Consider the following 13,257-nt stretch of genomic DNA (forward strand, 5'->3'; position numbering starts at 1 on the left):
AGCTCTGCTCCGGGCATTTTGCTATTCGAGATTGCGTTGGCCCTCGCAGGTTCAGGCCAAGGCGGGCGTTTACAGCCGCGGCTTTCACCCCTATCTCAACGCTCGAACACAGAGCTCACAAGGACGTTTCGACGGAATCATGCGCCCCGAAATCCAGACGCAACTCGATAACGCCAAGCAGTCGATCGGACTGCTGAGGAGGCATCTTTGACTGGGATCAAGCCCAGCGCCGCCTAGCGGAACTCAACGCCCTCTCGGAGGGACCCGATTTCTGGAACGATGCCGAAGCCGCGCAGAAGCTGATGCGCGAGCGAACCTCGCTGGAAACCCAGATCGAGGGCATAACCAAGCTCGAACGCGAGCTCGACGACGCGCTCACGCTGATCGAGCTTGGCGAGATGGAGGAGGACGAGGCCACCGTCACCGAGGGCGAGCAGGCGATCAAGGCCATTCAGGACGAAGCGGCGCGCCTTCAGGTCGAGACGCTGCTCTCCGGCGAAGCGGATATGCTCGACACTTATATCGAGATCCATCCCGGCGCGGGCGGTACCGAGAGCCAGGACTGGGCCGAGATGCTGCTGCGCATGTATCGGCGCTGGGGCGAGCGGCGGAAGTTCAAGGTCGAGACGCTCGAATATCAGGACGGCGACACCGCCGGCATCAAGTCGGCGACGCTCCAGTTCAAGGGGCATAACGCCTATGGCTGGCTGAAGACCGAATCCGGCGTGCATCGGCTGGTGCGCATCTCGCCCTTTGATTCGAACGCGCGGCGTCAGACTTCCTTTGCCTCGGTCTGGGTCTATCCGGTTGTCGACGACCGCATCGTCATCGACGTGAAGGAGTCTGACTGCCGGATCGACACCTATCGCGCGCAGGGTGCGGGCGGGCAGCACATCAACACGACCGATTCGGCTGTGCGTATCACGCATCTTCCGACGGGGATCGCGGTCTCCTGCCAGCAGGAGCGCTCGCAGCACAAGAACCGGGCCAAGGCCTGGGACATGCTGCGCGCACGGCTTTACGAGGTCGAGCTGAAGAAGCGCGAAGAGAAGGCCAATGCCGAGCAGGCCTCGAAGACCGATATCGGCTGGGGCCATCAGATTCGATCCTATGTGCTGCAGCCCTATCAGCTCGTGAAGGATCTGCGCACCGGAGTGGCCTCGACAGACCCTTCCGCGGTGCTCGACGGCGATCTCGACCCGTTCATGGAGGCATCGCTGGCCCAGCGCGTCTACGGGACCGAGGTCGAGGTCGAGGACATCGACTGAGCGATCCACCGCTTCCAAACAGAAAAGCCGCGCGACCTGCGCGGCTTTTTCTGTTTTGGCCGAGGCTCAGAGCGCGTTGGCGAGGAGCTTGCCGCCGGCGCGCAGGAAGCGCGTGGGATCGACCGGCTCGTCGTTGATGCGGGTCTCGTAGTGCAGATGCGGGCCGGTCGAGCGGCCGGTCGAACCGACGCGGCCGAGGACCGAGCCGGTCTTCACGATTTGCCCGACAGAGACCGAGATCGCCGACATATGGGCGTAGCGCGTGCTCAGACCATTGGCGTGCTCGACTTCGACCATGTTGCCATAGCCGCCATTGTACTCGGCGGCGACAACCTTGCCGGGCGCGGTGGCGAGGATCGAGGCTCCCGTCTCGGCCCGGAAATCGACTCCGGTATGCAGGGCGAGCCCGCGGGTGAAGGGGTCGGTCCGGTATCCGAAGTTCGACGTGAAATCGTGGTCGCCGGCCATCGGCCGGGCGAGGGGGAGCTGATCGATCACGCCGCGCAGGCGCATGACCGAGGCCATGCGCGGCTGCAATGCGGTCAGCGTCGCCTCGAACGGGCCGGCGGCAGGGTCGAGCTTGACCGGGACGAAGGGGCCGCCGACACCACCTGCATTGCCCGGGGGCGAAAGGCGCTCGGCGTCGAGGCCGGTCTCCGCCAACGCGGTGCGGAGCCGCTTCTGGGTCGCGGCCAGTGTTTCGTCCATGTCCTTCAGCGCGGCGATCTGGGCTTCGGTCGTGCTCGCCATGGCCTTGTCGAGCCGGGTCAGCGTGGCTTCGACGCGCTTGGCGGGCGGCTCGGCCGGCGCCTCGCCCGATTGCCAGCCCTCGGCGGCATTGGCCTCGGCGCCGCGCAGCGGCGGCGCTTCCGGGGCCGGCATCGGCTTGGTCGGCATGATCGGCGCGAAACTCGTGACGCCGGAAGCGCGGATCGGCTCGGCCGGCTTGATGACGTTCGCGCGCAGCGGCAGCTTCGCGGCCGGCGCGAGGCCGTTCGATTGCAGCGAATCGGCGAGGGCGGTGACGAGAGACTGGCGCGATTCGAGTTCGGCCTGCCGGGTCGCGAGCTCGTCGACTCGTGATTCGACGCCGTCCTGGTCGAGCAGGGCACGGCTGGCATAACGGTCGATATCGGCGCGCAATGCCGCGATCCGGTCTTCATAGGCGTATTGGCGGGTGGTTTCGCGGGCTATCAGCCGGGCGGCGAGGTCGTCCCGGCTGAGGATGTACCAGGCGGCGCCGCCAGAGCAGGCCGTGGTGAGGGCGAGCCAGGCGAGCCCGGCGAGCATCGTCGAGCGGCGGATCGTGTAGGTCTTGTGGGTGACCAGGCCGACGGCCGAGAGAGCGGGGCCCGTTTGTGACTGATGATGCATACGCGGAACCGGAAAGAACGCTGCCGATGCCGCAATTAGAGATCGTTAGGGTTAATCTTTCGCAAATTCTGACGCAGCCGGCTTACAAGTCCCGCGCTGCAGCCAGCACGTCCTCGGCATGGCCGGCGACCTTGACCTTGCGCCAGATCCGGGCAAGGCGGCCCTCGGCGTCGATCAGGAAGGTCGACCGTTCGATCCCCATGAATTTGAGGCCATATAGGCTCTTCTCGACCCAGATGCCGTAGGCGGAAGCGAGCTTCTGCTCCTCGTCGGCCAGCAGAGCGAAGTCCAGCTCATATTTGCGCTTGAAATTGCCGTGACGCTTCACGGAATCCGGCGACACGCCGATAATCTCTGTCCCGCAATCCGCGAAGGCCTGCCGCAGGCGGTTGAAGGCGATCGCCTCCTGCGTGCAGGCCGGGGTGTTGTCTTTCGGATAGGCGTAGAGCACGACCTTCCGGCCGCGCAGCTCCGACAGGCTGATCTCGCCGCCACCGTCCCGCGGCAGCCTGAAATCGGGGGCCGGATTACCTTCCTGCAATGTCATGGCCGTCGCCTTCCTTTTGTCGCCTTCTCGCTGCATGGACCGCCGAACACGATAAGGCAGGCCGGCGATACTATCGGCCAGCGAAGCAAGTGGCATGTCCTTTCCGGATTGCCGAATCGCTTCGTCTGGCCTCATCGACATGCATGCCGTCTGGCGGGATTGCGGCAAGAGGCGAACAGACGCACTCTGCGGCAGGCCGATGCCCGGCGCCGAAAAGGACCACGCGCATCTTGGCGGATGAGGAAGTAGGGGCCACGGCTTCGCGGCGTGCTGAAACGCAGGCCGAACGCGAAGCCTGTGAGGTCGAGATCGTGAAGCGCGGCGCGAAAGCCGGGCTGGCGACGATCTGCGTCGCGATCACGGTGGCCATTCTGGTTCTGGCGGGCGCAGCGGTCACGCTTCTGGCGACCGGGATCATCCCGCTGTCGGGGCTGGAGGGGCGCATCTCCGCGGCGATCGAGGAGCGGCTGGGGCCGGGCTGGACGGTCGAGGCTGCATCGGCGGAGCTCAGCCGGACGGATGGCCATTCCCAGCTCAAGGTTCGCCAGGTCCTGTTCCGGCATGCCAGTGGCGCGATCATCCGCGCGCCTGAAGCCGTTCTCGGCTATGAGCCCCTCGCGCTGCTCAAGGGCGATATCCGGCTGGTTTCCGTCGATCTGCGCGGCGTCAATGTCCGCCTCGGCGTCAACAAGGAAGGCGTTCTCGTCGTCAACGCCGACGCGGCGCCCGCCGAGACGCCGCCGACGCCGGCGCTGCCGGATGCCGCGCAATGGAACGCCTTCACCGGTATCATGGGGGCGATCTCGATGCTGGCGCGCGGCGACGGGCTGCTGGGCTCGCTGGAGACCGCCGGCATGAATGGTGCCCGGCTGGCGCTCGTCGATCCCGACGGTCGTCAGAAGGCGGGCCTCGAGGATGTCGAGATCAGGCTCACCCGCACCGGCGAGCGCGGAACCCGCCTGACCATGAAGGGACGCACCGGCCAGCGCTGGAAGGACATCGCCGTCGATCTGTCGACCGAGGCCGACGGCACGCAGCGAGCCGACATCGACATCCTGCGCTTCGAGCCGGCCGAGATCGTGGCGCTGGCCCTGGGCACCGGGGTGAGCCTGGAAGGCCTGCCGCTCCAGGGCAAGGCGACGCTCCGCCAGACGCCGGATGGCCGCAAGTCGATTACCGCGCAGATCGATATCAGCGCCGGCCAGGTGCGTTTCCCGGATGGCCCGATGCCGCCGATGGCGGTCGATTCCGTCCATCTCGAACTGGCGAGCGGCGCCGACCTCACGCAGCTCGACATCCGCAAGGCCGAGTTCAGGGCCGGTGCGACGCAGTTGATCGGGACCGGCTCGCTCCGCGCCGACAACGGGGCCTGGGTCGCTGCTATCGATGCCGGGGGCCAGCTCGCTGGCCTCGATGCCACGGACCCTGCCGTTCGCATCGACAGCCTGAAGGCAGCGCTGAAAATCGACCCGGCGAACGCCACGGTGACGATCGAGCAGGCGGCGATCCGCGGACCTGCCGCGACCGTCGACATGACCGCCTTTGTCCAGAAGCAGGGCGAATCCCCGCAGCAGCGCTTCACGATCAAGGCGCGTGATTCCGACGTGCGGGCGCTCCTCGCGATCTGGCCTGAATTCACCTCGACCCATGTGCATCAGACCTTGCACCATCAGCTCGCAGCCGGCCGGATGAAGTCGCTGTCGGTCGATCTCGACCTGCCGGCGGCCGATCATGCCCGCCTGATCCGCGGCCATGGTCTGCCGGACGGCGCCCTTTCGGTCCTGATCGATGCCGACCAGGTGCGCTATCTGCCCGATCCCGGCTTGCCGCCGCTGGCGGACGCGACCGTCACCGGAAAGGTGACGGGCCGGACCGTGCAGCTGGCGATCGGCAATGCCACCGCCGAGCTTGGCAACGGACGGCAGCTGCTGCTCAGCGAAGGCAGCTTCGCCATGCCCGACTACGCGATGCACCGGGCCCCGGCCCGGATCGGCTTCCGGTCGCAGGGCTCGATGGATGCGCTGGCCGCGCTGTTCGCCTTTCCGTCGCTGAAGGATTTCAATCTGGGCCAGATCGACCCTGGCGCCATCAAGGGCACCAGCGACCTCAAGGTCACCATCGGCCTGCCGCTCGCAAATGATCTGAAGCCGGACGAGGTTACGGTGGCCGCGACAGGGACGCTGACGAATGTCAGCTCGGATACGCTCCTGGGCAGCGAGAGGCTCGAAGGCGGCAATCTTTCCGTCAATGTCGATCGCAACGGTCTGGCCCTGAAGGGCGATGCGCGCATCGGCGGCGACAAGGCCACCATCGAGCTGAAGCAGAGCGGCAAGGGGCAGGGCGAAGCCACCCTCCAGCTCAACCTCGACGCAGCAGCCCGGCAGAGGCGTGGCTTCGGCGCGGATTCCGGCATTTCGGGAACGCTCCCCGTGAAGGTCACGAAGGTTCTCGGCAAGGGCGGCGATGGACCGCCGCGCGTCGAGATCGATCTGACCAAGGTGGCGCTCGATGGCGTCGTTCCCGGCCTGAGCAAGCCGGCCGGCCGCGCGGGCAAGCTGAGCTTCCTCTATGTCAACGACGCTGACGGGCCGGATCTGGAGGATTTTACGCTCGATGCGGCGCCCGCCCTGATCAAGGGGCGCGTCGAGCTGAACAGACAGAACGGCCTCGACGCCGCCAGCCTGTCGCAGTTCCGTCTCTCTCCCGGCGACAATCTGAAGCTCGACCTGAGGCGGGACGGCAACGTCACCAAACTCTCGGTGCGCGGCGCCGTCGCGGATCTGCGCCCCTTCATCAAGGATATCCAGGGCGCGGTCCCATCGCCCAAAGGCGGGGACAAGGCGGGAGCCAGGGATGGCGACTACGATGTCGACCTCGACGTGCCGATCCTGACCGGCTTCAACAACGAGGCCATCACCAACGGCACGCTCAAGCTTTCCAGGCGGGGCGGCGAGATCCGGACGGCAAACTTCCAGGGCCGGATCGGCAAGGCCGATGTGACGGCGCGCCAGGGCCGGCAGGGTGAGCGCCTTGTCGTGCAATCCGAGAATGGCGGCTCGCTGCTGCGCTTCCTCGATCTCTACAACAGGGCCCATGGCGGTGATCTCGTCCTGACCATGGGGGCGGGACCAAGCCAGAGCGGCGATCTGATGTTCCGGAACTTCATCGTGCGCGACGAGCCGGCCCTGCGCCGCGTGGTCGGTGCCCAATCCGCAAGCGCTTTCTCGGGGGACCGCGCCGAGGAGCAGCGTATCGACACCTCCGAGGTCGCCTTCACCAAGCTCAAGGCCGAATTCACCCGCTCGACCAGCCGGCTCGACGTTTCCGAGATGGTGATCTGGGGCCAGCAGGTCGGCTTCACCTTGCAGGGCCATGTCGACTACGGGCGTGACCGCGTCGATATCGGCGGCACCTTCGTGCCGGGTTATGCCTTCAACAACGCCTTCGCCCAGGTGCCGGTGGTCGGCGCCTTGCTCGGCGGCGGCAGCCAGTATGGCGGCCTCTTCGCGGTGAACTTCCGGATTTCGGGCCCGGCCAGCGCGCCGACCATGACGATCAATCCGCTCTCGGCGATCGCACCGGGCATCCTGCGTCGCTTCGTCGATCCGCTCGGCGGCGCGCCGGCTCAGCGCCCGGTCCAGCCGGGCCAGGCGCCGCCGCGCTGAGCGGAGTGCTGCCGAGGCTTATTCGGGCCGCAGCAGGATGTGCTTCTTCTTGCCGAAGGAGAGCTTGATCGCGCCATCCGTGGACAGATCGCCGAGGCCGAGCGTCGCACGCTCGTCGGACACCACCGCATCATTGACGCGCAGGCCGCCGGCCTTCACCTGGCGGCGGGCCTCGCCGGTCGAAGGCACGAGCCCAGCCTTGACGAAGGCCGTCAGCACGCCCAGTCCCGGCTCGATCTCGCCGCGCGGGATCGCCACGCTCGGCAAGTCGGCGGCCGTTTCGCCTTCCTCGAAGGTCCTGCGCGCCGTCTCGGCAGCGGCTTCAGCGGCCTCGCGACCGTGAACGATGGCGGTGATCTCGGTGGCGAGGATCTTCTTCGCTTCGTTGAGCTCGGCGCCGCCGAGCGCGGCCAGCTTGGCGATCTCGTCCATCGGCAGACGAGTGAACACCTTGAGGAAGCGGCCGACATCGGCGTCCTCGGTGTTGCGGAAATACTGCCAGAAATCATAGGGGCTGAAGACATCGGCATTGAGCCAGACCGCGCCATTCGCGGTCTTGCCCATCTTGGCGCCGGAAGAGGTCGTCAGCAGCGGCGTCGTCAGGCAATAGAGCTGCGGGCCGCCCATCCGGTGCGAGAGATCGACGCCGTTGATGATGTTGCCCCACTGGTCGGAGCCGCCCATCTGCAGGCGGCAGCCATAGCGGCGGTTGAGCTCGACGAAGTCGTAGCCCTGCATGATCATGTAGTTGAATTCGAGGAAGGACAGCGACTGCTCGCGGTCGAGCCTGAGCTTCACCGAGTCGAATGAGAGCATGCGGTTGACCGAGAAATGCCGGCCGACATCGCGCAGGAACTCGACATAGTTCAGCTTCAGCAGCCAGTCGGCATTGTTGGCCATCATCGCGTCGGTCGGCCCGTCGCCATAACGCAGGATGCGGCCGAAGACGCGCTTGATGCTGTCGATATTGGTCGCGATCTCCTCGACCGTCAGCAGCTTGCGCTGGTCGTCGCGGAAAGAGGGGTCGCCGACCATCGAGGTGCCGCCGCCCATCAGCGTGATCGGGCGGTGGCCGGTCTCCTGGAACCAGTAGAGCATCGTCAGCGAGATCAGGTTGCCGATATGAATGCTGGTCGCGGTCGCGTCATAGCCGACATAGGCCGTCTGCGTTCCCTGCCGGCACAGAGCATCGAGGCCCTCCGCATTGGAGACCTGATGGATGAGGCCGCGCTCGTCGAGCACGCGCAGGAAATCGGACTTGTAGGTGGTCATGGCGGCTTGCGATCTGATGGAGGTCGTTCCGCCGTCGTCTAGAGCATCGGGCCGAAAAGTGGAAATCGCTTTTGCTGGGAATGCGCTCCCGACCTTATCCCGGAATGCGATTGAGCCACGGATCGATGGCGTCTCGTGGATGGGGCGGGTCCACGACATCACGCGGAAGGCCGAGTTCGCGGAGCGCGCGATCGTCAAGTGCGGCCAGGCGGTGCTGCGCGCGGATGCCGGCCGCGTGGCGCTGCCAGAGCGTGAACAGGCCGTGCAGAAGGGACGAGCCGCCGGATGTCTCCAGCGGCGCCGCAGGGGAGGCGCAGGTCATGATGTGATCCTCTCGGAGGCGAGCGCTGCCACCCGCTTTGTGCGGATGAAACTGGGCCAGACAGAACGCGGCGACAAAGCGGAAGATTGTCACCTGCCATAAAGAGGGCTTATGCTTCGATATGCCCGTGCAACCGCCACCGCCGAAGCTTCCGCCCCTTGCAGCAGTCCGCGTCTTCGAGGCTGCGGCGCGTCATCAGAACTTCACCCGCGCGGCCGAGGAACTCGGGATGACGCAGGCTGCGGTGAGCTATCAGATCCGTTTGCTGGAGGACCGCGTCGGGGCGCCGCTCTTCGTGCGTCAGCCGCGCCAGGTCGTGCTGACCGCGATCGGCCAGCGGCTCGCCGGGCCAGTAGGCAAGGCGCTCGCCGATATCGGAACGGTGTTCCGCGACATCTGCGAGCAGAACCAGACCGTCCTGACGATTTCCTCGCTGCAGACCATGGCGATCACCTGGCTGTCGCCGCGCCTGGCCCAGTTCCAGGTCGAGAATCCGCAATTTGAGGTGCGGGTGGGAACGACAGAGCACCTCGTGAATTTTGCGACGGAATCGGTTGATGTCGCGCTGCGCTACGGGCTGGGGGATTGGCCCGGCCTCGTGGCGGAAAGGCTGTTTGCCTGTCATTACGCGCCGCTATGCACGCCGGAGCTGCGCGAGCAGCTGCAGCTGCGCGAGCCTCGGGACCTGCTGCGGGCGCCGATGCTGAGTCCGATGGATATCTGCTGGAAGAGCTGGTTCGCCGACGTCGGCGTCGATGTGCCCAAGCTCGGTGGGCGCGCGACGATGGCGCTGCAGATGCAGGCGATGAGCATTCAGGCGGCGCTGCGCGGGCATGGTGTCGCGATGGCGATACCGGAACTCTTCGCCTACGATATCGCAGCCGGGCGGCTGGTCTTCGCCATCGACCATGCCGTTCGCGACGAGCGTTCCTATTGGGTCGTCTACCCGCAGGAGCGCCAGCGCGAGCGCAAGATCAGGCTGTTCCGCGACTGGGTTCTCGGGGAAGCCCGGGCAGCCTGCATGAAGCTGCCCGTTCTCGCCGGAAGCCGGGGCGTTGCCGTCCCGGCGGTCTGAGCGTCCGGGTCAGGCCTGTTCCTGCTCGGATTTGAGGATCTCGGGGCCGACCTTGCGGTCGAGATAGACGCCGACCTGCTCCATCAGCTGCTCGACGCGGCCGTCGAAGAAGTGGTTGGCGCCGTCGACCACGGCATGCTCGATCTGGATGCCCTTCTGGGTCTTCACCTTCTCGATCACCGCCATGACTTCCTTGACCGGGGCGACGCGATCCTCCGAGCCATGGACGAACAGGCCCGAGGACGGGCAGGGCGCGAGGAACGAGAAGTCGTAGCGGTTCGCCATCGCCGCGATCGAGAGGAAGCCCTCGATCTCCGGGCGGCGCATCAGCAGCTGCATGCCGATCCAGGCGCCGAAGGAGACGCCGGCGATCCAGCAGCTCTTGGCCTCCGGGTTGAGCGCCTGCATCCAGTCGAGCGCGGCGGCGGCGTCCGAAAGCTCGCCGGCACCGTGGTCGAACTGGCCCTGGCTGCGGCCGACGCCGCGGAAGTTGAAGCGCAGCGCCGAGAAGCCGCGGTTCACGAAGGTGTAGAACAGGTTGTAGACGATCTGGTTGTTCATCGTCCCGCCGAATTGCGGGTGCGGGTGCAGGATGATCGCCAGCGGCGCGCCGCGCTTCTTGGCGGGCTGGTAGCGGCCCTCGATCCGACCTGCCGGCCCGTTGAAAATCACCTCTGGCATCGTCTCACCGCTTCCTGTCGGGGACGCCGGCGCAGGCGGGCAGAAAGCGGGCGCATGCCCGCTCGAAACCCGGCCACCCTTGACGGCGCCACCATGCGCGCCCTAGATGAAGAGCGCTTAGAATAGTTCTAACAGCCGTGAACAAGTCGAGAACAAAACGGTGGATCGCTCATGCGAACCGCGTTTCGACCGTTCCGGCCAGTTCGGATGGGCGGCTATAGCACGGCGCACAGGTGCAATTTCAAGCATTTCGTATCGGCGAGCCGAGCATTGACGAAGATGGAGCAAGCAGGATCGTGACGGCGGGACGCGCCTATCTCGACCACAACGCCACAACCCCGGTCCGGCCGGAGGTGGTGGAGGCGGTTGCGCATGCGCTTTCCCTGCCCGGCAATCCGTCTTCCGTCCATGGCGAAGGCCGCGCCGCGCGCGGCGCGCTGGAGCATGCGCGCGAGCAGGTCGCTGCGCTCGTCGGTGCCAAGGCCTCGAACATCGTGTTCACCAGCGGCGGCACCGAGGCCAATGTCACGGTGCTTTCGCCTGGCCTGATGGATTGCGACGGCGGGCGCGATTGCATTCGCACGCCCGCCTCCCTGCTGCTCTACAGCGCCACCGAGCACGCCTGCGTGCGCGAGGGGCACCGTTTCGCCACTGGGGCAGTCGAGGCGATCCCGGTCGACGGGAACGGTCTGGTCGATCTCGCCTGGCTCGACGAACGGCTCGCCCGCTTCGTGGCGGATCATCCCGGCGCGCGCGCGCTCGTCTCGATCCATCTCGCCAACAACGAAACCGGCGTCATCCAGCCGATCGCTCAGGCGGCCGAGATCGTGCATCGTCATGGCGGCCTGCTGCACAGCGACGCCGTGCAAGCGGCGGGCAAGATCGCCATAGACATCGCGACGCTTGGCGCCGATGTGCTGACGCTCTCGGCACACAAGATCGGCGGGCCCAAGGGTGTCGGCGCGATCGTCTTCCGCACCGGCGCGCTCGAACTTGCCGACAAGCCGATGCGCGGTGGCGGGCAAGAGCGAGGCTGGCGCGCGGGAACTGAAAACCTGCCGGGAATCATTGGCTTCGGCGCAGCGGCTGATGTCGCGCGCGAGCTTCTGACCGAGGAGGCGGAGCGGCTTGCGCAACTGCGGGACCGGCTGGAAGCGGGGCTTGCGACTCTCTCGCCGGAGACGGCGATCTTCGGCCAGGCGGCACCACGCCTGCCCAATACCAGCGCCTTCGCGACGCCGGGCCTCAAGGCAGAGACGCTGCTGATCAAGCTCGATCTTGCGGGGGCAGCGCTATCCTCCGGTTCGGCCTGCTCCTCGGGCAAGGTCAAGCGCTCGCATGTGCTCGACGCGATGAAAGTTGCCCCCGCCATGAGCGCCGGGGCCTTGCGGGCCTCGCTCGGATGGACCACCTGCGAGGCGGATATCGATCTTTTCCTCGCGGCCTACGGCAAGCTCGTGGCCGCGGACACAAATCGGAGCGCCCGGGCTGCCGCCTGAGCGTTCCGCAACACGAAGACTGAACCGGCGGGCCCTTGAACCCGCACTGGAGACTGAACATGGCAGCGGTCCAGGAGACCATCGATCAGGTCAAGTCAATTGACGTGACCGAGTACAAATACGGCTTCGTCACGGAGCTCGAGGTCGAAAAGCCGGCCAAGGGCCTCACCGAGGACACCGTCCGCTACATCTCGGCGCGCAAGAACGAGCCGGAATGGATGCTCGAATGGCGGCTGGACGCCTTCCGCCGCTGGAAGACCATGACCGAGCCGGTCTGGTCGCGTGTGCAGTACCCGCCGATCAATTATCAGGATCTCTATTACTACGCCGCCCCGAAGAAGGGCGCTTCGCCGAAGTCGCTCGACGAGGTCGATCCGGCGATTCTGGATGCCTATAAGAAGCTCGGCATTCCGCTCCGGGAGCAGGAGATCTTGGCCGGCGTGGCGCCGGAGAACCGCGTCGCGGTCGATGCTGTCTTCGATTCCGTTTCGGTGGTGACGACCTTCAAGGCGGAGCTCGCCAAGGCCGGCGTGATCTTCTGCTCGATCTCGGAGGCGATCCAGGAGCATCCCGAGCTGGTGAGGAAGTACCTCGCGACCGTTGTGCCGGTCACGGACAATTACTTCGCCACGCTCAACAGCGCAGTCTTCACCGACGGCTCCTTCGTCTACATCCCCAAGGGCGTGCGCTGCCCGATGGAGCTGTCGACCTATTTCCGCATCAACGAGCAGAACACCGGCCAGTTCGAGCGCACGCTGATCATCGCCGACGAAGGCGCCTATGTCAGCTATCTCGAAGGCTGCACGGCGCCGAAGCGCGACGAGAACCAGCTCCACGCTGCCGTTGTCGAGTTGATCGCGCTTGATGATGCCGAGATCAAGTACTCAACCGTGCAGAACTGGTATCCGGGCGATGCCGAGGGCAAGGGCGGCATCTACAACTTCGTGACCAAGCGCGGCGACTGCCGCGGCAAGAACTCGAAGATCTCATGGACGCAGGTCGAGACGGGATCGGCGATCACCTGGAAATATCCGTCCTGCATCCTGCGCGGCGACGGCTCGCGCGGCGAGTTCTACTCGATCGCCGTATCGAACGGGGCACAGCAGGTCGATAGCGGCACCAAGATGCTGCATCTCGGCAAGAACACGACCTCCAAGATCATCGCCAAGGGCATCGCGGCCGGCAAGTCGGACTCGACCTATCGCGGCATGGTCTCGGCCCACCGCAAGGCGACCGGCGCGCGCAATTTCACCAATTGCGACTCGCTGCTGATCGGCGACCAGTGCGGCGCGCACACCATCCCCTATATCGAGGCCAAGACCGCGACCGCGATCTTCGAGCATGAGGCGACCACCTCGAAGATCGGCGAGGACCAGATGTTCTACTGCCAGCAGCGCGGTCTCTCCGAGGAGGAGGCGGTGGCGCTCATCGTCAACGGCTTCGTCAAGGAGGTGCTGCAGCAGCTCCCGATGGAATTCGCCGTCGAGGCGCAGAAGCTGATCACCATTTCCCTTGAAGGCTCCGTGGGCTGACGCCCGGTCGTTTCCGAGATGC

General features: G+C 65.9%; 10 protein-coding genes. 5 read left to right on the top strand and 5 right to left on the bottom strand.

The genetic code is table 11. The features are described 5' to 3' along the window. Window positions 1-139: 139 nt before the first annotated feature. Window positions 140-1,268, top strand: a protein-coding gene (gene prfB, locus AC1DEZ_RS00530; RefSeq protein ID WP_441513449.1) for a peptide chain release factor 2 whose coding sequence is annotated in 2 segments (ribosomal slippage) — window positions 140-208 and window positions 210-1,268 — 1,128 coding nt in all. Because the reading frame shifts where the segments join, the coding sequence is not laid out codon by codon here. Between the two features lie 66 nt (window positions 1,269-1,334). Here prfB and AC1DEZ_RS00535 read toward each other — a convergent pair. Continuing rightward, window positions 1,335-2,642, bottom strand: coding sequence for a M23 family metallopeptidase (locus AC1DEZ_RS00535; protein ID WP_441513448.1), 1,308 nt, complete (start codon window positions 2,640-2,642; stop codon window positions 1,335-1,337). Between the two features lie 82 nt (window positions 2,643-2,724). After that, the gene (locus AC1DEZ_RS00540) at window positions 2,725-3,189 is read right to left on the bottom strand and encodes a peroxiredoxin (protein ID WP_476778198.1); all 465 of its coding nucleotides are present in this window, start codon (window positions 3,187-3,189) and stop codon (window positions 2,725-2,727) included. Between the two features lie 230 nt (window positions 3,190-3,419). Here AC1DEZ_RS00540 and AC1DEZ_RS00545 point away from each other — a divergent pair, with 230 nt between their 5' ends. After that, on the top strand, window positions 3,420-6,854 hold the full coding sequence (locus tag AC1DEZ_RS00545) for a hypothetical protein (RefSeq protein ID WP_476778199.1): 3,435 nt from the start codon (window positions 3,420-3,422) through the stop codon (window positions 6,852-6,854). Between the two features lie 18 nt (window positions 6,855-6,872). On the opposite strand, the gene tyrS is transcribed toward AC1DEZ_RS00545, so the two are convergent. Further along, complete coding sequence (tyrS, locus tag AC1DEZ_RS00550; RefSeq protein WP_476778200.1) at window positions 6,873-8,126, bottom strand: tyrosine--tRNA ligase; 1,254 nt, start codon at window positions 8,124-8,126, stop codon at window positions 6,873-6,875. A 94-nt stretch (window positions 8,127-8,220) separates the two neighbouring features. Then, a complete protein-coding gene (locus AC1DEZ_RS00555) occupies window positions 8,221-8,448 on the bottom strand; it encodes a hypothetical protein (RefSeq protein ID WP_476778201.1) in 228 nt (75 codons plus the stop codon). Window positions 8,449-8,575: 127 nt separating this feature from the next. Between AC1DEZ_RS00555 and gcvA the strand changes: the two genes are divergently transcribed. Then, on the top strand, window positions 8,576-9,523 hold the full coding sequence (gcvA, locus tag AC1DEZ_RS00560) for a transcriptional regulator GcvA (protein WP_476778202.1): 948 nt from the start codon (window positions 8,576-8,578) through the stop codon (window positions 9,521-9,523). 9 nt (window positions 9,524-9,532) lie between these two features. Here the strand turns inward: gcvA and AC1DEZ_RS00565 are convergent, their stop codons facing one another. Continuing rightward, window positions 9,533-10,204 (bottom strand): alpha/beta hydrolase, encoded by a 672-nt coding sequence (locus AC1DEZ_RS00565; protein ID WP_149129147.1) that lies wholly within the window; start codon window positions 10,202-10,204, stop codon window positions 9,533-9,535. Between the two features lie 293 nt (window positions 10,205-10,497). On the opposite strand from AC1DEZ_RS00565, the gene AC1DEZ_RS00570 reads away from it, so the two are divergent. Together AC1DEZ_RS00570 and sufB are read left to right on the top strand one after the other, a co-directional pair. After that, the gene (locus tag AC1DEZ_RS00570; protein ID WP_476778756.1) at window positions 10,498-11,703 is read left to right on the top strand and encodes a cysteine desulfurase family protein; all 1,206 of its coding nucleotides are present in this window, start codon (window positions 10,498-10,500) and stop codon (window positions 11,701-11,703) included. Window positions 11,704-11,762: 59 nt separating this feature from the next. Continuing rightward, window positions 11,763-13,235 (top strand): Fe-S cluster assembly protein SufB, encoded by a 1,473-nt coding sequence (gene sufB / locus AC1DEZ_RS00575; protein ID WP_476778203.1) that lies wholly within the window; start codon window positions 11,763-11,765, stop codon window positions 13,233-13,235. The last annotated feature ends 22 nt before the right edge of the window (window positions 13,236-13,257 follow it).

The organism is Allobosea sp. 10L422, assembly GCF_056395345.1.

What these genes read in the sequence shown, in the direction of transcription:
- AC1DEZ_RS00540 (WP_476778198.1), bottom strand. Translation starts at nt 3,189, where the DNA reads ATGACATTGCAGGAAGGTAATCCGGCCCCCGATTTCAGGCTGCCGCGG.
- sufB (WP_476778203.1), top strand. Translation starts at nt 11,763, where the DNA reads ATGGCAGCGGTCCAGGAGACCATCGATCAGGTCAAGTCAATTGACGTG.
- AC1DEZ_RS00565 (WP_149129147.1), bottom strand. Translation starts at nt 10,204, where the DNA reads ATGCCAGAGGTGATTTTCAACGGGCCGGCAGGTCGGATCGAGGGCCGC.
- tyrS (WP_476778200.1), bottom strand. Translation starts at nt 8,126, where the DNA reads ATGACCACCTACAAGTCCGATTTCCTGCGCGTGCTCGACGAGCGCGGC.
- AC1DEZ_RS00555 (WP_476778201.1), bottom strand. Translation starts at nt 8,448, where the DNA reads ATGACCTGCGCCTCCCCTGCGGCGCCGCTGGAGACATCCGGCGGCTCG.
- AC1DEZ_RS00535 (WP_441513448.1), bottom strand. Translation starts at nt 2,642, where the DNA reads ATGCATCATCAGTCACAAACGGGCCCCGCTCTCTCGGCCGTCGGCCTG.